At 74.5% G+C, this 23,700-nt stretch carries 21 protein-coding genes and 3 pseudogenes; 18 read left to right on the top strand and 6 right to left on the bottom strand.

Annotation, left to right across the window (positions count from 1 at the left end):
• The first annotated feature begins 58 nt into the window (after positions 1 to 58).
• Genes dapF through C8D89_RS00940 form a run of 3 tightly spaced genes read left to right on the top strand, consistent with a single transcriptional unit; the run spans position 59 to position 3,590 of the window.
• The gene (gene dapF, locus C8D89_RS00950) at positions 59 to 907 is read left to right on the top strand and encodes a diaminopimelate epimerase (RefSeq protein ID WP_116706828.1); all 849 of its coding nucleotides are present in this window, start codon (positions 59 to 61) and stop codon (positions 905 to 907) included.
• A gap of 53 nt (positions 908 to 960) precedes the next feature.
• Entirely contained in the window at positions 961 to 2,532 is a 1,572-nt protein-coding gene (hflX, locus tag C8D89_RS00945) for a GTPase HflX (protein WP_116706202.1), read from the top strand.
• A 20-nt stretch (positions 2,533 to 2,552) separates the two neighbouring features.
• Positions 2,553 to 3,590 (top strand): NHL repeat-containing protein, encoded by a 1,038-nt coding sequence (locus C8D89_RS00940; protein WP_116706201.1) that lies wholly within the window; start codon positions 2,553 to 2,555, stop codon positions 3,588 to 3,590.
• A 30-nt stretch (positions 3,591 to 3,620) separates the two neighbouring features.
• Here C8D89_RS00940 and lexA read toward each other — a convergent pair whose 3' ends face one another.
• Positions 3,621 to 4,382 carry a transcriptional repressor LexA gene (lexA, locus tag C8D89_RS00935; RefSeq protein WP_116706200.1) on the bottom strand — a complete coding sequence of 254 codons (762 nt, stop codon included), beginning with the start codon at positions 4,380 to 4,382 and terminating at the stop codon, positions 3,621 to 3,623.
• A gap of 216 nt (positions 4,383 to 4,598) precedes the next feature.
• Between lexA and C8D89_RS30015 the strand changes: the two genes are divergently transcribed.
• The 7 genes and pseudogenes from C8D89_RS30015 (at position 4,599) to C8D89_RS00905 (ending at position 10,600) form a co-directional block, all read left to right on the top strand.
• A complete protein-coding gene (locus C8D89_RS30015; protein ID WP_243417859.1) occupies positions 4,599 to 5,159 on the top strand; it encodes a LysM peptidoglycan-binding domain-containing protein in 561 nt (186 codons plus the stop codon).
• A gap of 410 nt (positions 5,160 to 5,569) precedes the next feature.
• Entirely contained in the window at positions 5,570 to 6,112 is a 543-nt protein-coding gene (gene nrdR / locus C8D89_RS00925; RefSeq protein ID WP_243417676.1) for a transcriptional regulator NrdR, read from the top strand.
• A gap of 79 nt (positions 6,113 to 6,191) precedes the next feature.
• A complete protein-coding gene (locus tag C8D89_RS00920) occupies positions 6,192 to 9,059 on the top strand; it encodes a vitamin B12-dependent ribonucleotide reductase (protein ID WP_116706826.1) in 2,868 nt (955 codons plus the stop codon).
• Between the two features lie 119 nt (positions 9,060 to 9,178).
• Complete coding sequence (locus C8D89_RS00915) at positions 9,179 to 9,622, top strand: nuclear transport factor 2 family protein (protein WP_116706199.1); 444 nt, start codon at positions 9,179 to 9,181, stop codon at positions 9,620 to 9,622.
• Positions 9,623 to 9,659: 37 nt separating this feature from the next.
• Positions 9,660 to 9,887, top strand: a pseudogene (locus tag C8D89_RS31035) (AfsR/SARP family transcriptional regulator); the annotation flags it as partial.
• A gap of 61 nt (positions 9,888 to 9,948) precedes the next feature.
• A pseudogene (locus tag C8D89_RS31030) lies at positions 9,949 to 10,143 on the top strand (BTAD domain-containing putative transcriptional regulator); the annotation flags it as partial.
• A 55-nt stretch (positions 10,144 to 10,198) separates the two neighbouring features.
• Complete coding sequence (locus C8D89_RS00905) at positions 10,199 to 10,600, top strand: hypothetical protein (RefSeq protein WP_165825474.1); 402 nt, start codon at positions 10,199 to 10,201, stop codon at positions 10,598 to 10,600.
• Between the two features lie 98 nt (positions 10,601 to 10,698).
• On the opposite strand, the gene C8D89_RS00900 is transcribed toward C8D89_RS00905, so the two are convergent.
• Entirely contained in the window at positions 10,699 to 11,457 is a 759-nt protein-coding gene (locus tag C8D89_RS00900; protein WP_116706196.1) for an endonuclease/exonuclease/phosphatase family protein, read from the bottom strand.
• Between the two features lie 53 nt (positions 11,458 to 11,510).
• On the opposite strand from C8D89_RS00900, the gene C8D89_RS00895 reads away from it, so the two are divergent.
• The 6 genes from C8D89_RS00895 to C8D89_RS00870 all read left to right on the top strand — a co-directional run bounded on the left by C8D89_RS00895 (position 11,511) and on the right by C8D89_RS00870 (position 18,010).
• Complete coding sequence (locus tag C8D89_RS00895) at positions 11,511 to 12,113, top strand: nucleotidyltransferase (RefSeq protein ID WP_116706195.1); 603 nt, start codon at positions 11,511 to 11,513, stop codon at positions 12,111 to 12,113.
• A 29-nt stretch (positions 12,114 to 12,142) separates the two neighbouring features.
• A complete protein-coding gene (locus tag C8D89_RS00890) occupies positions 12,143 to 12,883 on the top strand; it encodes a HipA family kinase (RefSeq protein ID WP_243417674.1) in 741 nt (246 codons plus the stop codon).
• Entirely contained in the window at positions 12,880 to 13,266 is a 387-nt protein-coding gene (locus C8D89_RS00885; RefSeq protein ID WP_243417672.1) for a DUF3037 domain-containing protein, read from the top strand. The genes C8D89_RS00890 and C8D89_RS00885 overlap by 4 nt, the downstream gene beginning before the upstream one ends.
• 112 nt (positions 13,267 to 13,378) lie before the next feature.
• Positions 13,379 to 15,760, top strand: coding sequence for a phosphoenolpyruvate synthase (ppsA, locus tag C8D89_RS00880; protein WP_116706823.1), 2,382 nt, complete (start codon positions 13,379 to 13,381; stop codon positions 15,758 to 15,760).
• 145 nt (positions 15,761 to 15,905) lie between these two features.
• Positions 15,906 to 16,808, top strand: a complete 903-nt coding sequence (locus C8D89_RS00875) for a patatin-like phospholipase family protein (RefSeq protein WP_207786988.1) — start codon at positions 15,906 to 15,908, stop codon at positions 16,806 to 16,808.
• The gene (locus C8D89_RS00870; RefSeq protein ID WP_116706193.1) at positions 16,805 to 18,010 is read left to right on the top strand and encodes a CynX/NimT family MFS transporter; all 1,206 of its coding nucleotides are present in this window, start codon (positions 16,805 to 16,807) and stop codon (positions 18,008 to 18,010) included. The genes C8D89_RS00875 and C8D89_RS00870 overlap by 4 nt, the downstream gene beginning before the upstream one ends.
• Here the strand turns inward: C8D89_RS00870 and C8D89_RS00865 are convergent.
• The gene (locus tag C8D89_RS00865; RefSeq protein WP_207786987.1) at positions 18,003 to 18,734 is read right to left on the bottom strand and encodes a TetR/AcrR family transcriptional regulator C-terminal domain-containing protein; all 732 of its coding nucleotides are present in this window, start codon (positions 18,732 to 18,734) and stop codon (positions 18,003 to 18,005) included. The genes C8D89_RS00870 and C8D89_RS00865 overlap by 8 nt on opposite strands.
• Before the next feature lie 65 nt (positions 18,735 to 18,799).
• On the opposite strand from C8D89_RS00865, the gene C8D89_RS00860 reads away from it, so the two are divergent.
• A complete protein-coding gene (locus C8D89_RS00860; RefSeq protein WP_116706191.1) occupies positions 18,800 to 19,177 on the top strand; it encodes a VOC family protein in 378 nt (125 codons plus the stop codon).
• 25 nt (positions 19,178 to 19,202) lie between these two features.
• Positions 19,203 to 19,691, top strand: coding sequence for a GNAT family N-acetyltransferase (locus C8D89_RS00855; protein WP_116706190.1), 489 nt, complete (start codon positions 19,203 to 19,205; stop codon positions 19,689 to 19,691).
• Positions 19,692 to 19,742: 51 nt separating this feature from the next.
• Here C8D89_RS00855 and C8D89_RS00850 read toward each other — a convergent pair whose 3' ends face one another.
• The 3 genes and pseudogenes from C8D89_RS00850 to C8D89_RS00840 all read right to left on the bottom strand — a co-directional run bounded on the left by C8D89_RS00850 (position 19,743) and on the right by C8D89_RS00840 (position 23,691).
• Positions 19,743 to 21,833, bottom strand: coding sequence for a prolyl oligopeptidase family serine peptidase (locus C8D89_RS00850; RefSeq protein WP_116706189.1), 2,091 nt, complete (start codon positions 21,831 to 21,833; stop codon positions 19,743 to 19,745).
• Positions 21,826 to 22,702 (bottom strand): annotated as a pseudogene (locus C8D89_RS00845) (alpha/beta fold hydrolase). The gene C8D89_RS00850 and the pseudogene C8D89_RS00845 overlap by 8 nt, the downstream one beginning before the upstream one ends.
• Before the next feature lie 227 nt (positions 22,703 to 22,929).
• A complete protein-coding gene (locus C8D89_RS00840) occupies positions 22,930 to 23,691 on the bottom strand; it encodes a PadR family transcriptional regulator (protein ID WP_116706188.1) in 762 nt (253 codons plus the stop codon).
• Positions 23,692 to 23,700: the final 9 nt, after the last annotated feature.

Below are 23,700 nucleotides of genomic sequence, written 5' to 3'. Positions count from 1 at the left end.
TGCATTTTTGCGGAGCGGGCTGTTCTGCGGACCACGCAGGTTTCGTCCCGTCGATACGCTGGGGCACGTGGAGTTCGTGAAGGGCCACGGCACCGAGAACGACTTCGTCGTCCTGCCCGACCCCGACGGGGAGATCGACCTCGCCGACGGCGACGGGGCGCTGGTGCGCGCGCTGTGCCACCGCAGACGGGGGATCGGTGCCGACGGGGTGCTGCGCGTGGTGCGCACCGATGCGCCGCCGGCCGACGTGGCCGGGATCGACGCCTCCGAGGCCACGTGGTTCATGGACTACCGCAACGCCGACGGCTCGATCGCCGAGATGTGCGGCAACGGGGTGCGGGTGTTCGCCCGCTACCTCGTCGACGCGGGCCTCGTCGGCCCCGGCACCCACCCCGTCGCCACCCGCGCCGGCACCCGCTGGGTGACCGTCGACCACACCGGCCCGGTCACCGTCGACATGGGCGCTGCCGTCCTCGGTCCCGCCTCCACCGCCGTGGTCGACGGGGTCGAGCTCGAGGGCGTCGCCGTGGACGTCGGCAACCCGCACCTGGCCTGCGTGACGTTGCGCGACCTGGACGCCCTCGACCTCGCCCGCCCACCCGCGTTCGACACCTCACTCTTCCCGCACGGGGTCAATGTCGAGGTGCTGACGCCGCTGCGCGACGGTGCCGTGCGCCTGCGGGTGCACGAGCGCGGCTCGGGGGAGACCCGCTCGTGCGGCACCGGGACCGTCGCCGGCGCGGTCGCCGCCTTGGGCGCGGAGGGCCGCGGGACGGGCGCGGTCACCGTCCACACCCCCGGCGGCACGCTCGTGGTCGGCGTCGACGGGGCCACCACCACGCTCACCGGGCCCGCCGAGCTCGTGGCCCGTGGCACCTGGGGCGCGCCGCTGGCCATCGGGGTCTGAGGAAGCGCCGCGGTGGTTTTCGCGTTGTGCCTCGTGGAACCATGGAAGGTGACATGACAGGACCCGCAGCGCAGGACCCCCGCACCACGACGGCGCCCGCCCCGGTGAGCGGCCGTCGCGACCGCCGCAGCGACATCCGGCTCGACGCGACCCCCGGGGTGTCCGACCCCGGCCCCGACGACGAGCCCACCGGCGGCGCCCTCGACCTCGAGGAGCGCTCCTCGTTGCGGCGCGTGCCCGGGCTCGCGGGGTCGTCCACCGAGCTCACCGACGTCACCGAGGTCGAGTACCGGCAGCTGCGTCTCGAGCGCGTCGTCCTCATCGGCGTGTGGACCGAGGGCACCGCCCGCGAGGCGGACGCGTCGCTGGTCGAGCTGGCCCGCCTGGCCGAGACCGCGGGCTCCGAGGTGCTCGACGGGCTCGTCCAACGCCGCCAGACGCCCGACCCGGCGACGTTCGTCGGCTCGGGCAAGCTCGCCGAGCTGCGCGAGACCGTGCAGGCCACGGGCGCCGACACGGTCATCGCCGACGGCGAGCTCTCGCCCGGCCAGCTGCGCCAGCTGGAGGAGAAGCTGCGGGTCAAGGTCGTCGACCGCACCGCGCTGATCCTCGACATCTTCGCCCAGCACGCCCGCTCGCGGGAGGGCAAGGCCCAGGTCGAGCTCGCCCAGCTCCGCTACTTCCTGCCCCGCTTGCGCGGCTGGGGCGAGTCGCTGTCCCGGCAGGGCGGTGGCGCCGGTGGTGGCGGCGCCGGTGGCGGGGGCGTGGGCACCCGCGGGCCGGGCGAGACCAAGCTCGAGACCGACCGCCGGCGCATCCACCGTCGCATCGCCAAGCTGCGGCGCGAGATCGAGGGCATGTCGACGGTGCGCGAGACCAAGCGCGGACGCCGCCAGCAGCGGGCCGTCCCGTCGGTGGCCATCGCGGGCTACACCAACGCCGGCAAGTCCAGCCTGCTCAACGCCATCACCGACGCGGGCGTGCTGGTCCAGGACGCGCTGTTCGCGACCCTCGACCCGACGACGCGCCGGTGGGAGACCGCCGACGGGCGCGAGGTCACGCTCACCGACACCGTCGGGTTCGTGCGCCACCTGCCGCACCAGCTGGTCGACGCGTTCCGCTCCACGCTCGAGGAGGTCTCCGACGCCGACCTGCTCCTGCACGTCGTCGACGGCTCCGACCCGTCGGCGCAGGACCAGATCGCGGCGGTGCGCGAGGTGCTCGCCGAGGTCTCGGGAGACGGCGTGCCGCGGAGCTCGACCTCGGTGGCCGGGTCGTCCGCCCCGCACGAGCTTCTCGTGGTGAACAAGGTCGACGCGGCCGAGCCGCTGGCCCTCGCGCAGCTGCGCGCGGCGCTGCCCGGCGCGGTGTTCGTCTCGGCGCGCACGGGCGAGGGTCTCGACCGGCTGCGGGCGCGTCTCGCCGAGGAGCTCCCGCACCCCGACGTCGAGCTCGAGGTGCTGCTGCCCTACACGGAGGGCGCGCTGGTCGCGCGGACCCACTCCGACGGCGAGGTGCTCGCCGAGCGCCACACCGAGGACGGCACGGTGCTGCACGCCCGGGTGTCCGAGGAGCTCGCGGCCTCGCTGCGGCGCGCGGCCGTCGACCCGGCGCACGTGTCCTGAGCACCGCCGCCCTCCGGGGCGTGACCGTCCTGCTGGTCGTCCTGCCGGTGCTCCTGCCCACGCCCGCGTCGGCCGACCCACAGGTGCGCTGCACGCTGGAGGACGCCCGGCTCGCCGAGGTCTCGGGGCTCGTCGAGGGCCCCGAGGGCCCGCAGGTGGTCAACGACAGCGGCAACCCGAGCACGGTCTTCCGCCTCGACGGCGCCTGTGCGGTGGTGGGCCTGCGTGCCGTACCGGTCGACGGGCGCGACGTCGAGGACCTCGCGCGCCGGGCCGACGGCACGCTGTGGATCGCCGACATCGGCGACAACGGGCGCCGGCGCAGCTCGGTGGCGGTCCTGCGGCTCGACCCCGACGGCGGCGAGGTCGTCACGCGCCTCGCCTACCCCGACGGGGGGCACGACGCGGAGTCGCTGCTGATGCCGGGCGACGACCGCCCGGTGATCGTCACCAAGGACCTCGGTGGGCGCAGCGGCATCTACGTCGCCGACGATCCCGTGGGGGAGGAGCCGGCGCTGACGCCGCGCCCGTTGCGGCGGGCCGGCGAGGTCGTGGTGCCCGGCGAGGCGCTCACCGACCTCGGGGCGGGCAGCTACACCGGCGGAGCGATCTCGTCCGACGGGCGGGTCGTCGCCCTGCGCACCTACGCCGACGCGTGGCTCTACGCGGCGCCGCACGGCACCGCGTCCGCCGAGGACGTGGTCGCCGCGCTGCAGGGCCCGCCCGTGCGGGTGCCGCTGCCCGGCGAGATCCAGGGCGAGGCGATCGCGTTCACGCCCGACGGCAGCCTGCTCTCGGCCGGCGAGACGCCGGCCGCCCGCGAGCCCGCCGCCCTGCGGGTGGTGCCCGGCGCCGCGGGGCTCGTCGACAGCGGGGCGCCCGCACCGTCACCCGCACCCACGGCCGCACCCATGGCCGTACCCATGGCCGTGCCGACGCCCGAGCGGGTGGGGCTGCCCGGACCGCTGCTGACCCTCGGCGCGGTGCTCCTCGCCGGCGCCGTCGGCGCCGCGGTCGTCGCGCTGATGGGTCGGGGTCGGCGCCGCGGCGGCGGGTAGGAGCGCACGTCCCGTCGCCGGCCGGGGCCGTCAGAGACGGCGCAGGACGGCGACCACCTTGCCCAGCACGGTGGCGTCCTCGCCCGGGATCGGCTCGTAGTCGGGGTTCTGGGGCAGCAGCCAGACCCGCCCGTCCTTGCGCTTGAACGTCTTGACCGTCGCCTCGCCCTCGATCATGGCGGCGACGATCTCGCCGTTGTCGGCGACGGGCTGCTGGCGCACGACCACCCAGTCGCCGTCGGTGATCGCGGCCTCGACCATCGAGTCGCCCGCGACGCGCAGGAGGAAGAGCGACCCCTCGCCGACCAGCTCGCGCGGCAGGGGGAAGACGTCCTCGACGGCCTGCTCGGCGAGGATCGGGCCGCCGGCCGCGATGCGGCCGACGACCGGGACGAACGTGGGCGCGGGGCGGTCGGCGCGGATCTCCTCGGTGTGGTCGGGCGTCTCCGCGCCCTCGAGCTCCTCGGGCAGGCGCACGTCCAGGGCGCGCGGCCGGTTCGGGTCGCGGCGCAGGTAGCCCTTCTTCTCGAGCGTGCGCATCTGGTGGGACACCGAGGACGTCGACGTCAGCCCGACCGCGTCGCCGATCTCACGGACGCTCGGCGGGTAGCCGTTGCGCTCGACGTGGTCGCGGATCACCTCGAGCACCCTGCGCTGCCGCGGGGTGAGCCCGGGCGAGGCGTCCGCGTCCGCCGGCTCGGGGAAGGGGTGCACCCGAGCGGGCACCACGGCGTCGGCCGGCGGCGCCCCGGTGTCCTCGGGGCTGCGCGGGCCCTGGGGCGTGCGTGCCATGACCGTGTCCTTTCCGACGTCGTCGTCCGGCGCCCGCGGACGCCGGACGCGGCTCTGCCCGCGAACGGGGTACGCCGCGAAGTTAGCGCCGAGGACCGACGGGATCAAACACGTGTTCGAACGACACGCCGGGCGATCCGTCGACGTTGTCGGGGGTCGATGCTAGACATCGCACACGCGTTCGATCGAACGCGTGTGCGAGTCGAGGAGGTCGACATGTCCGTGGGGACGACAGGTCCGCAGGGCCGCTGCGACGTCGAGGTGGCGGGCCCGCACGGGGACGCGGTGGTGCCGCCCGTGCGCCCGGCGCCGGCCCGGCCCGCCGGCTCCCGTCCGGCGCGTCCCGACGACGTCCGCGGCCCGGTGCGTCCGGCCGGCCGTCGTGGCCCGGCGGTCCTCCCGCCGGTGCGCCCGCGCGTCGCGGCGGGCCGCGACCCCCGCCCGGCCGGCGGGCCCGCACGCCCCGCGGTCGCGCCCGCGGTGCTGCGCCGGCGCCGGGTCCTCGCCGCCGCGGTCCTCGGTGTCGTGCTCGGGGTGCTGCTCGGCGTGCTCGTCGCCCTCCTGGTCCCGGTCGGGGCGGCGACGGCGCCCGCCCCCGCGGGCACCACCGTGGCGGTCGTCGAGGCCGGCGAGTCGCTCTCCGACGTCGCCGCCCGCGTGGCGCCCGGCGCCGACACGGGTGCAGTTGTCGCCCGCATCCGCGAGCTCAACACCCTGGAGCATGCGGCCGTGGCCCCCGGGCGTCCCCTGGTCGTCCCGGTCGCCGCCGCGGGCTGAAGCGCCCCGCGGGCGGACCGTCGCCGAGCTCGCCACCCACTCGGGCACCGCCCGTCCCCCTCGTCGCGAGCGCGCGCCGCTGGCCCGGACGCGTCGTCCGTTCGGCGCGCGGGTGTCCGGCACACGTCTGTGGAGTTGCATCGAGCGTCGGCCCGTCGCTACCGTCCCACCCCAACATCTAGTGGTTACACTGATGTAGTTAGTCCACAGCTTGTGCACACGGTGGTCGGACCCCTCCACAGGGTCCTCCACCGGTCGGCGGTGGTGGTCCACCGGCGGAGGCGCTCGATCCACGGATCCGGGCCCGGCGATCCCCAGGTCCGTCCCCAGCGGGCGACGGGGACCGGGTGCGGGCACCCGGGGGTGGGGACAACTCCGGCCGGTGTCCACACGGGGGAGGAGGTGGTCGCGTGCGGTGCCCGTTCTGCCGGAACGCGGACTCCCGCGTCGTCGATTCGCGCGAGGCCGACGAGGGTCAGGCGATCCGGCGACGCCGGTCGTGCTCGTCGTGCGGGAAGCGCTTCACCACGGTCGAGGAGCCGGTGCTCGCCGTGGTCAAGCGCAGTGGGGTCACCGAGCCGTTCCGCCGCGACAAGGTCGTGCGCGGTGTGGCGCGGGCCTGCCAGGGACGCCCGGTCGACCCGGACGCCCTGGACCGGCTCGCCCACCGGGTCGAGGAGACCGTGCGGGCCGGCGGCACCGCGGAGGTGCCCAGCCAGGAGGTCGGCATGGCGATCCTCGGCCCGTTGCGCGAGCTCGACGAGGTGGCCTACCTGCGGTTCGCCAGCGTCTACCGCAACTTCTCGTCGGTGGCCGACTTCGAGGCCGAGATCGCGGACCTGCGCGGAGTGCGGGCCGGCTCGGTCGACACGGTCGGCGCTGTCGGGGGTCGGGGCGACACTGCGGGGGACGACGGTGCGGGGGACGCGGTGGCGAGCGCGGCCGGGGACTAGCGGTCGGGGAAATCGTGGCGGGTCGGAGCGTGGGGAAGCGTCGCCGGGCCGTCAGAACGACGAACAAGGGATGACACCGATGACGGAGACCGTCGGCACCACGTCCGAGGAGTCGGATTCCGCCGCGCCGCGACGGGGCCTGACGATCGAGCGTGTCCACACCACGCCGGGGGTCCACCCCTACGACGAGGTGGCCTGGGAACGCCGTGACGTGGTGATGACGAACTGGCGCGACGGCTCGGTCAACTTCGAGCAGCGTGGCGTCGAGTTCCCGCAGGCGTGGTCGCTCAACGCCGTCAACATCGTCACCAGCAAGTACTTCCGCGGCGCGCTCGGCACCGACGGGCGCGAGTCGAGCCTGCGCCAGCTCATCGACCGGGTGGTGGACACCTACACCGAGGCGGGGCGCCGTCACGGCTACTTCGCGACGCCGGCCGACGCCGAGGTGTTCTCCCACGAGCTGGCCTGGATGCTGCTGCACCAGTACTTCAGCTTCAACTCGCCGGTGTGGTTCAACGTCGGCACCACCTCGCCCCAGCAGGTCAGCGCCTGCTTCATCCTGTCGGTCGACGACACGATGGAGTCGATCCTCAACTGGTACCGCGAGGAGGGGCTGATCTTCAAGGGCGGCTCCGGCGCCGGCCTGAACCTCTCGCGCATCCGCTCGTCGAAGGAGCTGCTGTCCTCCGGCGGCACGGCGTCGGGCCCGGTGTCGTTCATGCGCGGGGCCGACGCCTCCGCCGGCACCATCAAGTCCGGCGGCGCCACCCGCCGGGCGGCCAAGATGGTCGTCCTCGACGTCGACCACCCCGACGTCGCCGCCTTCGTCGCCACCAAGCGCGACGAGGAGCGCAAGATCCGGGTGCTGCGCGACGCGGGGTTCGACATGGACCTCGGCGGCACCGACATCACCTCGGTGCAGTACCAGAACGCCAACAACTCGGTCCGGGTCTCCGACGAGTTCATGCGCGCGGTGCAGTCGGGCACCGAGTTCGGCCTGCGCTCGCGCACGACGGGTGAGGTCATCGACACCGTCGACGCCACGGCCCTGTTCCAGGAGATGGCCGAGGCGGCCTGGGAGTGCGCCGATCCGGGGCTGCAGTACGACGACACGATCAACGACTGGCACACCTCGCCCGAGTCGGGGCGCATCACCGCGTCCAACCCGTGCTCGGAGTACCTGCACCTGGACAACTCCAGCTGCAACCTCGCCTCGCTGAACCTCATGAAGTTCCTCGGCGACGACGGCGCGTTCCGTGTCGAGGACTTCGTGCGGTCGGTCGAGCTGGTCATCACCGCGATGGACATCTCGATCTGCTTCGCCGACTTCCCCACCCAGGCCATCGGCGACACCACGCGCGCGTTCCGCCAGCTGGGCATCGGTTACGCGAACCTCGGGGCGCTGCTGATGGCCACCGGCCACGCCTACGACTCCGAGGGCGGCCGCGCGCTGGCCGCGTCGATCACTTCGCTGATGACGGGCACCGCGTACCGCCGCTCGGCCGAGCTCGCCGGTGCCGTCGCGCCCTACGACGGCTACGCCCGCAACGCGGACGCCCACCGTCGGGTGATGCGCAAGCACGCGGCGGCCAACGACGCGATCCGCACGCTGCACCGTGAGGACGCCCGCATCCGCGACGCCGCCACCCACGAGTGGCAGCGCGGCCTCGAGGTCGGCGGACGTGACGGATGGCGCAACGCCCAGGCCAGCGTCCTCGCCCCCACCGGCACCATCGGCTTCATGATGGACTGCGACACCACCGGGGTGGAGCCGGACTTCTCGCTGGTCAAGTTCAAGAAGCTGGTCGGCGGCGGCTCGATGCAGATCGTCAACCAGACCGTGCCGCGCGCTCTGGAGGCGCTGGGCTACCCGGCCGAGACCAGCGAGGCGATCGTCGAGTACATCGCCGAGCACGGCCACGTCGTCGACGCGCCGGGCCTGCGCCCCGAGCACTACGAGGTGTTCGACTGCGCGATGGGCCAGCGCTCGATCGCCCCGATGGGTCACGTGCGGATGATGGCCGCGGTGCAGCCGTTCATCTCCGGCGCCATTTCCAAGACGGTCAACATGCCCGAGCAGGCGACGGTGGCCGACGTCGAGGAGATCTACTTCGAGTCCTGGAAGATGGGGCTCAAGGCGCTCGCGATCTACCGCGACAACTGCAAGGTCGGTCAGCCGCTGTCCACCGGCAAGGCCGGCGGCACGACGGCGGAGAAGACCACCGGCGACGGGGGCGCAGCGGTCGCTCAGGACCACCGCCCGGTGCGCAAGCGGCTGCCCAAGAAGCGCCCCAGCGAGACGGTGTCGTTCACCGTGGCCGGTGCCGAGGGCTACATGACCGCGGGCTCGTACCCCGACGACGGGCTCGGCGAGATCTTCGTCAAGATGTCGAAGCAGGGCTCCACCCTGGCCGGTGTCATGGACGCGTTCTCGATGGCCATCTCGATCGCTCTGCAGTACGGCGTGCCGCTGGAGACCTACGTCTCCAAGTTCGTCAACATGCGCTTCGAGCCCGCCGGCATGACCGACGACCCGGACGTCCGGATGGCCACCAGCGTTGTCGACTACCTGTTCCGCCGGATCGCGCTCGACCACCTGCCCTACGAGAAGCGGGCCCAGCTGGGCATCTTCTCCGCGGACGAGCGTTCGGCCCAGGTCGCGACCACCGACTACGGCGCCGCAGCTGCGGCACCGGCGGCGCCGGCGGCCGAGCCGGTCGACGTCGAGTCGCTGCGCACGTCGGTGGACGTCTCGACGTCCGAGCCCGGGGAGTCGCCGCGGGAGCGTCGGGCCGACGTTTCCGTGGGCAGCTCCACCGAGCTGCTGGAGCTGCAGCAGGGCAAGGCGGCCGACGCGCCGCTGTGCCTGACCTGCGGCACCAAGATGCGGCCCGCGGGCTCCTGCTACGTGTGCGAGGGCTGCGGCTCCACCAGCGGCTGCAGCTGACCCGGGCCCGCTCCCCGGCTCCGCGAGGGGCGCTGCCGTCCACGTCGGACGGCGGCGCCCCTCGCGCCAGGGGTGTCACACTCCGGGCTCACGCCTCGGACGACCCCGGAGGGCCGCAGATGACCGCCGTCTCCCGCGATCTTGCCCGCGAGCAGGCCGCCAAGGACCAGGTGCACGAGGCGTTCGACGCCTGGGCCGCGGGCACCGGCGGCCCGTTCGCCCTCCTCGCCGAGGACGCCACCTGGACGATCGTCGGCCGGAGCCCCGTCTCGCGGACCTACACCAGCCGCGCCGACTTCATCGGCACCGTCATCGAGCCGTTCAACGCGCGGATGTCCGAGCGCCTGGTGCCGACGGTGCGCCACCTCCTCGCCGACGGCGACTGGGTGGTCGTGCTCTTCGACGCGCACGCCACCGCCCGCGACGGTCGGCCGTACGACAACACCTACACCTGGTACCTGCGCTTCGACCCCGCACGGGAGACCGAGGCGATCGTCGAGGTCATCGCGTTCTTCGACACCGTCGAGTTCACCGACTTCTGGGAGCGGGTCGCCCCCGCCTGACCCCGGGCCGCGAGCATGATCGCCGTAGCCTGGCGACGTGCTCGAGATCGGCGTGCTGGGCGAGGTGCGTGCGCACCTCGACGGCCGGCGTCTAGACCTCGGCGGGCCCCGGCAGCGCGCGGTGCTCGCGCTGCTCGTGGCCGCCGGCGGAGCGGTGGTGCCGACCGAGCGGTTCGTCGAGGACCTGTGGGCGGGCGAGCCGCCGCCGCGGCCGGTGGGCGCGCTGCAGGCCTACGTCTCCCACCTGCGGTGGGTGCTCGAACCCGACCGCGGACCGCGTCGACCGGCGACCGTGCTGGTCAGCGCGGCGCCGGGCTACCGGCTCGATCTCCCCTGTCGAGGCGGTCGACGCGTGGCACGACGTCGCCCTCGTCGCGGCCGCCCGCCGCGCGCTCGCCGAGGGCGACCCGGCCGCCGCCCTCGCCCACCTCGAGCGCGCGCGGACCCGCTGGACCGGCCCGCCCTACGCCGCGTCCGCCGACCAGCCCTGGGCCGCGGCCGAGATCGACCGGCTGGTCGCCAGCCGCACCGCCGCGGCCGAGCTCGGCGGCGAGGCCGCGATCGCGGCGGGTCGCGGTGCTGCTCGTGCACGCCCGCCTCGATGCGGGCCTCGGGGACCGCGCGCGGGCGGCCTGGCCGGTGCCGCAGCGGCCGCGGGAGGGCACGTGGTTGCTCGACACCGCGCTGCAGTGCCTCGCCGCCGCCCGCCTCGGCGACGGCGCCGTCCTGCGCCGCACCCGCGCCGACCTCGCGCCGTGGAGCGGCCGGCTGGTGCACACCGTGAACGGCCAGCTCGTCCTCGCGCCCGTCGACCTCGTCCTCGCCCGCGCCGCGCTCGCCGCGGGCGAGCCCCGCGAGGCGGGTGCCGCCCTCGACCGTGCCGACGCCCTCGCCGAGCGCCTCGACGCCCCGCACTGGCGTGCCGAGGTCGCGGGCCTGCGTTCCCGTCTGTGCGACGCGCGCGAGGACGGAGTCTGACCGGCGGCCCTCGCGGGCGCCACGTCGCGGAGCCGAGGGACGCCTTCGCTGTCCCCCACGCAGCCAGGGTGACCCTCGCTCCCGCAGCCGGTGCCGTCTCAGCCCTCCGGCACCACGGTGGCGGACAGCGCGCGGTGATCCGAGAGGGGCGGGTGGTGCACGCGCGGGGCGGAGGCGACGACGCCGCGCCCGAGCAGGTGGTCGATCTGGCGGACCGGCGCGTGGGCAGGGAACGTCTGGCCGGTCACGAGCCCCCGCAGGCCGCTGGCGAGCCGGGCCCGCCGGACCCCGAGGTTGAGGTCGCCGGTGAGCACCACCGGTCCGTCACCGCGCAGGGCGCGCGCGAGGTGACGCAACTGGACGAGGTTCCAGCCCGGGATGAACGACAGGTGGGTGGTCGCGACGGTGACCGGCCCGTGCGGGCCGACCACGCGGGCGGCCACGGCCGTGCGCGGCTCGTCGCGGACCCACACCCAGCGCCGCGGGCGCCCGAGCAGGAGCGGCACCCGGCGGGGCAGGCGGGGCAGCGGCAGGACCCGCCAATCGGTCACCGGCAGCCGCGAGACGAGCGCGATCCCGTAGGCCGGGGTGTCGCCGGGCTCGCTGTCGGGGGACGGCGCCCAGTCGCCCGGCATGCCGAGCAGCGTCGCGGCGAACCGGTGCTCGCCGGCCCCCATCGCCGTGGCCGCGATCCCGGTGAGGTCGGCGCCGCCGGACCGGGGCTGGGCACGGTCCACCTCCTGCAGCCCCAGCACGTCGACGTCGAGCGCGCCGACCGCGGTGGCGAAGCCGTCGACGTCGGCCGGGCCGGTGGCCGTCGCGGCGCCGTGCAGCACGTTCCAGGTCCCCAGTCGCACGCCGCCCAGGGTGCCCCGGTTCGCTCTCGATCAGCCGGGGTAGTGCCCTCGGGGTGAGCGACCTGGCCGCTGCCGAGCACCCGCCGGACGGGCACGGACGCCGCGAGGCGCTCAAACGCGTCGCGGTGGCCCTGCGTCACGGCGGCGTCGGGTTCGCGCTGGCCGGCGGCTACGCCGGGTGGGCGCTCGGCGGGCCGGAGCCGGAGAACGACGTCGACTTCGTCGTCGCCGAGGCCGAGGCCGGGCGGGCCGCGGAGGTGCTCGCCGAGGCCGGCCTGGACGTGCGTCAGCCGCCCGAGGACTGGCTGTTCAAGGTCTACAGCGACGGCGCGCTGGTGGACGTGCTGTTCCGCCTCGCCGGCGAGCCCGTGGACGAGGAGCTGCTCGCCCGGGCCGGCGAGCAGGAGGTCCTGTCGGTGCAGATGCCGGTCCTCGACGCCACCGACCTGCTGATCGGCAAGCTGGCGGCGCTCAACGAGCACGCGTGCGACCTGTCGAAGGTGCTGCCGACGGCGCGCGCGTTGCGCGAGAAGATCGACTGGTCGCGGGCCGAGGCGGCCACCGCGTGGAACGACATCGCCGTCGCGTGCCTGTTCCTGCTGCGCCGCATCGGGGTCGCGCCCGCGGTCGAGCACGAGGTCACCCCGGAGCGCTGAGGGCGCGGACGGCCCGCCAGGATGGACCGGTGTCAGCGCTGCGCCGGGTCAGGGCCACCCGGTACGTGACGCCGCTGCGCGAGGGGGGCTCCCTGCCGGGGCTGGTCGAGGCGGACGACCTGGGCACCTACGTCGCCAAGTTCACCGGGGCGGGGCAGGGCCCGAAGGCGCTCGTCGCCGAGATCGTCGCGGGCGAGCTCGGGCGGCGGCTCGGCCTGCGGGTGCCCGAGCTCGTGGTGCTCGACCTCGACCCCGTCATCGCCCGGTCCGAGCCCGACTGGGAGGTCCAGGAGCTCCTCGCGCGCAGCGGCGGGGAGAACCTCGGCCTCGACTTCCTGCCCGGCGCCATCGGGTTCGACCCGGTCGCGCACCGCGTCGACGCGCTCGAGGCGTCGCGGGTGCTGTGGTTCGACGCGTTCGTCGAGAACGTCGACCGCTCGTGGCGCAACCCCAACCTGCTGCGCTGGCACCGCGACCTCTGGCTGATCGATCACGGTGCCTGCCTGTACTTCCACCACTCCTGGGCCCGGGCGGCGACCGTCGTCGCCAGGCCCTACGACACGGGCGACCACGTCCTCGCGCCCGTGGCGACCGCCCGCGCCGAGGCCGACGCCGAGCTGGCCGGGCGCGTCGACCGCGGCCTGCTCACCGATGTGGTGGACGTCGTCCCCGAGGTGTGGCTCGACGAGGAGCCCGGCGCCACCCGCGCGGCGTACGTCGATCACCTGCTCGCGCGGCTGGCCGCCCGGGAGGCGTGGGTGCCGACGTGACCGCAGCGATGGACACCTTCGAGTACGCGCTGGTGCGGGTGGTGCCCGACATCGAGCGCGGGGAGCTCGTCAACGTCGCGGTGCTGCTGTACTGCCGCCATCGCGAGCATCTCGCCGTTCGCGCCCACCTCGACGCCGACCGCGTGCGCGCGCTCGCCCCGGGCGTCGACCTCGAGGCCCTGACCGACGCCCTGGACGCGTGGGAGCGGGCGGTGCGCGGCGAGGGACCGGCCGGGGCGCTCTCGCCCGGCGAGCGCTTCCGCTGGCTGACCGCACCGCGCAGCACCGTCCTCCAGCCCGGCCCCGTGCACACCGGGCTCACCGCCGACCCGGACGCCGAGATCGACCGCCTGGCCGCCCGGTTGGTGCGCCCGCCCTCCTGAATCGCTCCCGCGTTTCCCCCGGGTGCCACATGGGGGAAACCGCTCGGTGGTTCGGGCGTGCGCAACCGTCGCGACAGCGGCGGTGCACCCGGCCTCGACGGAGGAGGACGCGGTGGCGGACGAGGTCCGATGGCTCGAGACGGTCGGTGCGGGCGACGTCGAGGAGGTGGGCGGCAAGAACGCCTCGCTCGGCGAGATGATCGCCAACCTGACCGGTCAGGGCATCCGGGTACCCGGTGGGTTCGCGACCACCGCGGCGGCCTTCCGCTCGTTCGTCGAGGCCAACGGCCTGGACGCGGAGATCCGCGGCATCCTGGGCGAGCTCGCCGACGGGCGGCGCGAGCTCGCCGACGCCGGGCAGGCCGTCCGCGACCTGTTCGACGCCGCCGAGTTCCCGCAGGCCACGGCGGACGCGATCCGCGCGGCCTACGAGGAGCTCGGCAAGCGCTACGACACGACCGACGTCGACGTCGCGGTGCGCAGCAGCGCCACCGCCGAGGACCTCCCCGAGGCGAGCTTCGCCGGCCAGCAGGACACCTACCTCAACGTCGTGGGCGCCGACGCGCTGCTCGCCGCGTGCAAGGACTGCTACGCGTCGCTGTTCACCGACCGGGCGATCAGCTACCGCGTCGAGCAGGGGTTCGACCACGATGAGGTCGCGCTGTCGATCGGGGTGCAGAAGATGGTGCGCTCCGATCTCGCGAGCGCCGGGGTGATGTTCACCATCGACACCGACACCGGCTTCCCCGACACCGCGATCATCAACGGCGCGTGGGGGCTCGGCGAGAACGTCGTCGGCGGTGAGGTGACCCCGGACCAGTGGACGGTCTACAAGCCGTTCCTCGACTCCGAGGGCCTCGTCCCGATCCTGGCCCGCACCGTCGGGGCCAAGGAGCGCAAGCGCGTCTACACCGACTCCGGCGACGCGCCCACCGTCAACGTCGACACCACCGAAGAGGAGCGCCGCACGCTCGTCCTCACCGACGACGAGGTGCTCCACCTCGCCCGGTGGGGCGCGGTGATCGAGCGCCACTACGACCGCCCGATGGACGTCGAGTGGGCCAAGGACGGCCGCACCGGCGAGCTGTTCGTGGTCCAGGCGCGTCCCGAGACCGTGCAGTCGCGCGCGGGCGCCGGGACGCTGTCGACGTTCAGCCTCGACGAGACCGGCGAGCTGCTCGTCTCCGGGCTCGCGATCGGGCAGGCGGTGGCCGCCGGCGAGGTCCAGATGATCTCCTCGGCCGAGGACGCCGACCGCTTCTCCGACGGCAAGGTCCTGGTCACGAGCATGACCGACCCCGACTGGGTGCCGATCATGAAGCGCGCCGCCGGCATCGTCACCGACCGCGGTGGGCGCACGTCGCACGCAGCGATCGTGAGCCGCGAGCTCGGGGTGCCGGCGGTGGTCGGCACCCAGGACGCGACCGAGGTCCTCGCCGACGGCCGCGAGGTGACGCTGTCGTGCGTCGAGGGCGACGAGGGGCACGTCTACGACGGCATCCTCGCGTTCTCCGAGCGCGAGCTCGACCTCGAGGCGGTGCCGCAGACCCGCACGCGCGTGATGATGAACATCGGCAGCCCCGCCGCGGCGATGCAGTGGTGGCGCCTGCCCGCGCACGGCATCGGGCTCGCGCGCATGGAGTACCTGGTCAACAACGTGATCCAGGCCCACCCGCTGGCGCTGCTGCACCTCGACGAGGTGTCCGACCCCGACGCGCGCCGGCAGATCGAGGAGCTGACCGCGGGCTGGGAGGACAAGGGCGAGTACTTCGTCGACCACCTGGCGCACGGCATCGCGACGATCGCGGCGTCGCAGTACCCGGAGCCGGTCGTGGTGCGGCTGTCGGACTTCAAGACCAACGAGTACGCGGGGCTCATCGGCGGGACGCAGTTCGAGCCCGACGAGGAGAACCCGATGCTGGGCTGGCGCGGGGCGTCGCGCTACGACAGCGACGACTACCGCGAGGCGTTCGCGTTGGAGTGCCGGGCGCTCGAGCGCGTGCGCACGACGATGGGCTTCACCAACGTCGTCGTGATGGTGCCGTTCTGCCGCACGCCGGAGGAGGCCGACCGGGTGCTGGAGACGATGGCGCAGTACGGCCTGGAGCGGGGCCGCGACGACCTGCAGGTCTACGTGATGGCGGAGATCCCGTCGAACATCCTGCAGGCCGACGAGTTCGCCGACCGCTTCGACGGGTTCTCCATCGGCTCCAACGACCTGACCCAGCTGACCCTGGGCATCGGACGCGACGACGACCGCCTGACCCACCTGTTCGACGAGCGCAACCCCGCCGTCAAGAAGATGATCACGATGCTGATCGAGGCCGCGCACGCCAAGGGCCGCTACGTCGGCATCTGCGGCCAGGGCCCGAGCGACCACCCCGACCTCGCGGAGTTCCTCGTCGAGGCGGGCATCGACTCGATGTCGCTCAACCCCGACAGCGTCCTCACCGTCGTCGAACGCGTCGCCGAGGCCGAGTCCCGCACGACGTGACCGCCCCGCCACGCCCGGGCGCGCGACACGCCGGGTTTGTGATGTCAGCGGTGGGCCATCGCTGTCATCCAGTGTCCGCAACGCCACACGCTCGAACCCGGACACCGCCCGTGCGGGCGTCGGGATGGCGGAGGAAGGTGGCGCGGTGACCGCCGACGCTCCCTCGTCACCCGTCCGTGCCCTCGTCCTCGGCGGGGGCGGCCTCGCCGGCATCGCGTGGGAGGTGGGCGTGCTGGTCGGGCTGGCCGAGGCCGGCGTCAACCTCTCGCTCGCCGACCGCGTCGTGGGCACCTCCGCCGGCAGCGTCGTCGGCGCCCTCCTGACCACGGGGGTTGACCTCGCGGCGGTGCACGAGGAGCACCTCAACGGGCGGTCGGCCGACACCACCGGGCGGCCCGCCGCTCTCGACATGGAGGCCCTGGGCGCCGAGATCGCCGCCGCGATGTCCGGCGCCCGCGACGCCGGGGAGATGCGGGCGCGCCTGGGCACCTGGGCGCTCTCGGCGGAGACGCCGCCGGAGTCCGAGCGGCGCGCCGTCATCGACGTCCGGCTGCCCGTCAAGGAGTGGCCCGCGACGGACCTGCGGATCTCCGCCGTCGACGCGGAGACCGGCGAGCTCGCCGTCTTCACCCGCGACGCGCGGGTCACGCTGGTCGACGCCGTGGCGGCGAGCTGCGCCGTGCCCGGGGTGTGGCCGCCGATGACGGCCGGCCGCCGGCGCTACATGGACGGCGGGGTCGCGTCGGTGGTGCACGTGGCGCGTGCCGACGACGACGGGTTCGAGATCCGGGGCCCGGCCGACCGCGTGCTCGTCGTCGCGCCGCTCGATCCGCCCGCGGGCGGGCCGTTCCGGTCGGTGGCCCAGGAGATCGAGCACCGCCAGGAGCAGCACCCGGACACCGACGCGGTGGCGATCGTCGCGGACGAGGAGTCCGTGGCGGCCTTCGGCACGAACGTCCTGGACCCGTCGACGATGCCGGCCTCGGCCCGCGCGGGTCGTGCGCAGGGACGGGCCGCCGCCGACGAGGTCGCGCGGCGCTGGGTGTGAGCGCCCCGGCCTCCAGCGCACCGGCCGCGGTCCGTCCCGGCGGTGCCCTCGCCGCGTTCGCGGTGCTGCTGCTCGCGGCGAACCTCCGCCCGCCGGTGGTCGGGGTGGCGCCGCTGGTCGACCAGGCCCAGGCCGACCTCGGCATCTCCAGCGGGGTGGCCGGGCTGCTCACGAGCCTGCCGGTGCTCTGCTTCGGGCTGCTCGCGCCCGTCGCCCCGCGGCTGGCCCGGCGCTGGGGCCTCGAGCGCCTGCTCGTGACCGCCATGCTCGTGCTCGCCGCGGGCATCGCGCTGCGCCTGGTCGACGTGCTCGCCGTCATCCTCGCCGGCAGCGTGCTGGTCGGGACGGCGATCGCGGTGGGCAACGTGTCGCTGCCGACACTGGTCAAGCGGGACTTCCCCCACCGCACGGGGGCGATGACCGGCGCGTACTCGATGGTGCTGACCGGCGGCGGGGCGCTGGCGGCGGCCGTCACCGTGCCGCTGCAACGCGTCACGGGGCTGGACTGGCGGCTCACGCTCGGACTGTGGGGGCTGCTCACCCTCGTGACGCTCGTCGTGTGGGTGCCCCGCGCCCGGCGGCGGACGGTGCCCCCGGAGCCACCGGGGGAGGGCGCCGCGATGCGCCGGGCGATGGTGCGCGACCCGCTGGCCTGGCAGGTGACGCTGTTCATGGGGCTGCAGTCCCTGCAGTTCTACGCGACGTCGGCCTGGATCCCGACCATCTACGTCGACGCCGGCCGCAGCCCCGCCGAGGCCGGGCTGCTGCTCTCGCTCGCGGGCGTCGTCGGGCTGGTCTTCTCCGCGACCATGCCGTCGCTGGCCATGCGCCGGCGCAGCCAGAGCGGCCTGATCACGGTCCTGTGCGCCTTCTACGTCGCGGGCTACGCCGGGTTGATCCTCGCGCCCGCGACCGTCCCGGCACTGTGGATGGTGCTGGTCGGCGTCGCCCAGGGCTCGATGATCGCGATGGGGCTGCTCCTGATCACCCTGCGCTCGCCCGACACCGCCCACACCGCGGAGCTCTCGGCGATGGCCCAGGGCGTCGGGTACACGCTGGCTGCCGTCGGTCCGTCGGGACTCGGCGCGCTGCACGACCTCACCGGCGGCTGGACCGTGCCGCTGCTGGTGATGACCGTGCTCGTCGTGCCCACCGTGCTCATGGGCATCGGCGCCGGCCGCGACCGGCACGTGCTCAGCTGACGAGCGCTCCCAGGCCGTCCAGCACCCGCTCCAGGCCGAAGCGCCACGCCCGTTCCGGGTCGCGCGCCGCTCCCGCCGCGGCGCCGGCGGCCGCGCCGACGCGCACGGCCCGGGGGTAGCGCTCGGGGTCGAGGACGCGGGCCAGCACCGGCTCGCGGGCCGACCACCACGCCTGCGGGTCCTCGGGCCCCGCGTCCTGCTCGGCGCGGGCGGCGGCGCGGCAGAAGTCGAGCAGGAAGGTCAGCGCGGCGTCAAGGTCGACGTCGTCGAGGCTCGCCAGCACGGCGAGGTCGTCGCAGGCGGCCAGCTCGTGCTCGTACTTGGCCGTCTCGCCCGGCCCGAGGACCGGCCGGGACGGGTCGGCGTGCGCCGTCCACGGGTGGGCCCGGTGCAGGGCGCGGTTGTCCTCGGCCACGGCGGTCAGTCGCTCGCGCCACGGGCGTCCCGCGGTGTTCGTGCGCGGCATCGCGGCGTAGGCGGCGTCGAGGGCCAGGTCGAGCAGGGCCTCGCGTCCGGGGACGTAGGTGTAGAGCGTCATCGGCGCCACGCCGAGCTCGGTGGCGAGCCGGCGCATGGTCAGCGCCTCGGCGCCGTGGGCGTCGAGGAGCGCCGTGGTGGCCGCGACCACGGTGTCGACGTCGAGCCCGCGGCGAGGTCCGCGGGAACGGGCGCGATCGGGCTCGCGCCACAGCAGCGCGAGCGTGCGGGCGGGGTCGGCGCTCATCGGCGCCATCGTCTCAGAAATTCGTGTACAACGTACGATGTACGACGTACGGAGAAAGGGTTCCGATGAAGGTCACCGCGTCCGCCGTTTCCCTCACCGTCGCCGATCCCGAGGCGTCGGCCGCCTTCCTCGTCGACCACTTCGGTTTCGAGCAGGCCATGGCCGCCGACGGGTTCGCCTCGCTGCGACGGCCCGACACCGGGATGTCGGTGATCTTCCTGCGTACGGGCCTGCCCTCGCTACCGCCCGACCAGCGTGACGAGCACGCCGCGGGGCTGATCCTCGCGTTCGAGGTCGACGACCTCGAGGGCGAGCTGGCGCGGCTCGAGTCCGAGGGCGTCACGGTCACCATGCCCCTGACCGCCGAGCCGTGGGGCGAGCGCGCGTTCCAGGTCCGCGACCCCAACCGCGTGATCGTGCAGTTGGTGGACTGGAACGGATGATCACGCCACCCGGCAGGATGGGGGCGTGGAGATCGCCCTGGCCGCCGTGCGTCCCGACTCGCCCGACGGGCTCGCCGCCCTGCGCGCCTACGCCGGCGAGCTCGCCCGGCGCTGGCCCGACAAGGCCCCCGCGCCGACGTGGACCGAGGAGTTCCTCGCCGACGACCCGCTGGCCCTGACCCCGCCGTCGGGCATCTTCGTCGTCGCCAAGCAGGGCGACCGCGTCGTCGGGGGCGCGGGCCTGCGCTACGAGGGCGCCGACGTGCCGCCCGGGGCGGGGGAGATCAAGCGCATGTGGGTCGACCCGGAGGTGCGCGGGCAGGGGCTGGGTACGCGGCTGCTCGCGTACCTGACCGACCTGGCCCGCGAGGCGGGGCTGCGGCGCCTCGTCCTCGACACCGCCGACGACCTCCTCGAGGCCCGCGCGCTCTACGCCCGCGAGGGCTTCGTCGAGACCGAGCCGTACAACGCCAACCCCTACGCCCACCACTGGTACACCCGCGACCTCTGGTGACCATGTGCGTGATCTTCCGAGCTATAGCTCGGAAGATCACGCACATACGAGTCAGCCCACCTGCCGCCAGCAGAACTCGAACACGAGCGCCCACTGGAACGCGCGCTGGGCGTTGTCGGCCGCGCCGCCGTGGCCGCCCTCGATGTTCTCGTAGTACTCGACGCGGTGGCCCTGCTCGCGCAGGCGGGCGACCGCCTTGCGGGCGTGGGCGGGGTGGACGCGGTCGTCGCGGGTCGAGGTCGTGACCAGCACCGGCGGGTAGGAGGCGTCCCCCGACAGGTTCTGGTACGGCGAGTACTGCGCGATCCAGGCCCACTCCTCGGGCACGTCGGGGTCGCCGTACTCCGCCATCCACGACGCCCCGGCCAGCAGCAGGTGGAACCGCCGCATGTCGAACAGCGGCACCATCACCACGATCGCGCCGAAGAGCTCGGGGTAGCGCGTGAGCATCACGCCCATGAGCAGCCCGCCGTTGCTGCCGCCGTGGATCGCCAGCTGCTCGTGCGTGGTGATCCCGCGGGCGACGAGGTCGCGCGCCACGGCCGCGAAGTCCTCGTACGCGCGGTGGCGGTGCTCGCCCAGCGCCGCGGTGTGCCATGTCGGCCCGTACTCGCCGCCGCCGCGGATGTTGGCCACGACGTACGTGCCGCCGCGGGCGAGCCAGCCGCGCCCGACGACGCCGCTGTAGCCGGGTGTCAGGGCGATCTCGAAGCCGCCGTAGCCCGTCATCAGCGTCGGCCCCGGGGTGTCGGCCACCCGCCCGACCACGAAGTAGGGGACCTGCGTGCCGTCGTCGGAGGTCGCGAAGTACTGGCGCACCTCCAGCCCGGTCGCGTCGAAGCGCGCCGGGGCGGTGCGCAGCACCTCGGGCTCGGGGTCGGTCTCGAGGCCGAGCTCGCCGCGCAGGAACGTCGAGGGCTGGGTGTAGCCGTCGGTGTCGAGGAAGTACTCGTCGCCCTGGTCGGGGTCGACGCCGTCGACGTCCACCGACCCGAGCTCCGGCCCGGCGGGCAGCTCGCGGCGCGCCCAGTCCCGGCCCGGCGTGAGCACCTCGAGCCGCGTCACGACGTCGGTCAGCACCGCGAGCACGAGGTGGTGACGCGTCCAGGCGTGGTAGCTCAGCGAGCGGCCGGGGGTGGGCTCGAAGAGCACGCGGGCCGTCCGGTCGCCCGCCAGGTACTCGTCGAACCCGAAGCACAGCAACGCGCCCGCCGGGTGCTCGACACCCTCCAACGTCCAGGGGGAGCGGGTGCGCACGAGCAGCCACTCGCGATGGACGTCGGTCTCGGCGTCGGCGGGGACGTCGATCAGGACGCGCGACCCGTCGGGGCGCAGCAGGTACTCCTCGGTGGTGTGGAAGTCGGGGCTCCGCCCGACGAAGTCGCGCTCCCAGCCCTCGGTGTGGTCGTGCGCGGCGAAGGCTGAGACGTCGCCCTCCGCGGCCTCGTAGACGACCTCGGCCTCGGCGACCGGCTGCCCCCGCCGCCAGCGCCGCATCACCCGCGGGTAGCCGGAGGTCGTCAGCGAGCCCGGCCCGAGGTCGGTGCCGACGAAGACGGTGTCGTCGTCGATCCAGCCGACCCGGCTCTTGGCCTCGGGCAGCGTGAACCCGTCGTCCACCCAGGTCGTCGTCGCGAGGTCGTACTCGCGTACGACGGTCGCGTCCGCGCCACCGCGGGAGAGCTGCACGAGCGCGCGCTGGTGGTCGGGCCAGCGCACCGCGGCGCCCGACCACACCCAGTTCTCGTCCTCGGACGCGGCCAGCGCGTCGACGTCGAGCAGGAGCTCCCAGTCGGGGTCGCCCGAGCGGTAGCTCTCCAGCGTCGTGCGCCGCCACAGGCCGCGGGGGTGCGCGGCGTCCTGCCAGAAGTTGTAGAGCCGGTCGCCGCGCCGTCGGACGTAGGGGATGCGGTCGTCGGCGTCGAGCACGGCCCGCAGTTCGTCGCGCAGCTCGGCGAATCGGTCGGATCCGGTGAGCTCGTCCAGCGACTCGGCGTTCCGCTCCTTCACCCACGCCAGCGCGTCGTCGCCCGTGACGTCCTCGAGCCAGAGGTAGGGGTCGTCGGCTGACTCGGCTGACTCGGCTGACTCGGCTGACTCGGTGGCGGGGGAGGAGGCGCTCACGACGCCATCCTCACCCATCGCCGGCGACGCGACCGCGCCGGAGCAGCGCCCGCCACTCGGCAGCGCTCCAGTGCGCGGGTTCGGTGTCGGCGAGGAACTCCCGCAGCGCCCGCAGCACCTCGTCCGGGTGGGTGTGGAACGGGAAGTGCCCCGCGCCGTCGAAGACCTCGAGGCGGCTGCCCGGCATGGCCTCGTGGGCGAGCTGCGCGTGCTCCACGGGCACGATCACGTCGTCGCCGCCCCAGAGCAGCAGGGTCGGCATGCCGGCGGTGAGGTAGCAGCGGTCGAGCATGGTGACGACCTGCCCGCGCCAGTCGACCACCGCGCGCAGGGTCCGGAGGAAGGCGCTGCGACTGGTCGCGTCGGGGAGGGCATCGACGATGCGGACGAGGTCCTCGGCGTCGCGACCCAGCGGGTGGTCGAGGTGGCGCAGCGCCCAGACCGCGGCCTCGGTCGGGGTGCGCATCCCGGGCAGGCCGAGCATCCCGAGGACGAGCTGGGCGCCCGGCAGCGAGGCGGCGCGCAGCGCCGGGCTCACCGACCGTGAGACCCCGCCGGCGCCGACGAGCACGATCCGCTCGGTGCGCTCCGGGTACTGGTAGGCGAACTGCATCGCGATCCCGCCGCCGAGCGAGTGCCCGACGAGCGTGACGCGGTCGATGTCGAGCACCCCGAGCAGGTCCCGCATGCCCCTATCGGCGTGCTGGCCTCGACGCGTAGGCCGCGACCGAGTAGTCGCCGCGGGGCTTGTCCGAGCCGCCGTGACCGAGCAGGTCGGGGGCGAGCACGGTGTGGTCGCGGGCGAGGTCGTCGAGCAGCGGGCGCCACGTCGACGAGTCGTCGCCGATGCCGTGGATTAGCAGCAGGACCGGACCCGAGCCCGCCATCCGGAACGCGCGGCGGTAGCCGTGGACCGTGCGGTAGCGCAGGGTCCACTCCTCGCCCGGCACGTCGCGCAGGACGGGTCCGGGCGAGGGCGGCCCCGACGGCGGGCGGCGCAGCAACACGGCCGGTCCGTGGCCTCCTCGGTCGGCTCGACGCCGGTGATCGACACGAGCCTAGGTCCGCGGTGTGACCACGGGTGACGGCCGCGTTGCCGCCGCGTGACGACGGCTCACCCGGCCGTGCCCGTCTCGTCGGTCCCGTCCTCGCCGGTCGTGCCCGTCGGCTCGCCCGCGAGCAGCAGGTAGAGCCGGCGTCGGGTGTCGTCGAGCAGGCGCACGGCCTCGGCGACCTGCTCGTCCCGGCCGACCTGCGCGACCTGGGCCACGGCGCCGGCGAGCCCGCGGCCCGCCTCGCGCAGCGCGGCAAAGCCGTCCTCGGCCGCCGCGGTGTTCCACACGGCGTCGAGCTCTTCGCGGTGCTCGGCGACGTAGGTGCGGCCGGCGTCGGTCAGGTGGATCACCGAGCGGCCGTCGGCCTTCTCGGTGCGCACGAGGCCCTCGTCGGCCAGCTGCGAGACCGTCGGGTACACCGACCCCGGGCTGGGGCGCCACGCCCCGCCGGAGCGCTCGGCGATCTCCTGGATGATCTGGTAGCCGTGCATCGGCTCCTCGGCGAGCAGGGCCAGCAGCGCCGTGCGCACGTCACCGCGCGAGCGGCGCCCGCGGTGTCCACCCCGCGGGCCCCCGGGCCCGAAGCCCCCGGGCCCGAAGCCGCCCGGTCCGAAGCCGCCGGGCCCGTCGGGACGGCCGAACGGGCCGCCGCGGCGACCGCGCCGGAACCGACCGCGGGGGCCGCCCGCCACCTCGCCGAACACCGCCGCGCGGGCGAACCCGCCGTGCCGACGCGGGCCGTGCTCGTGGTGCGCGTGCGGCCCGTGGTGTCCCTGGTGTCCCTCGTCCCGGCCTCCGCCGGGAACGTCATGCGTGTTCATGTCGCTCCT

Origin of the sequence: Actinomycetospora cinnamomea (genome assembly GCF_003096675.1) — a bacterium.
GTDB classification, from domain to species: domain Bacteria; phylum Actinomycetota; class Actinomycetes; order Mycobacteriales; family Pseudonocardiaceae; genus Actinomycetospora; species Actinomycetospora cinnamomea.
Note: the sequence above shows the minus strand (reverse complement) of the source record. Positions and strands in the feature narration are given on the sequence as shown.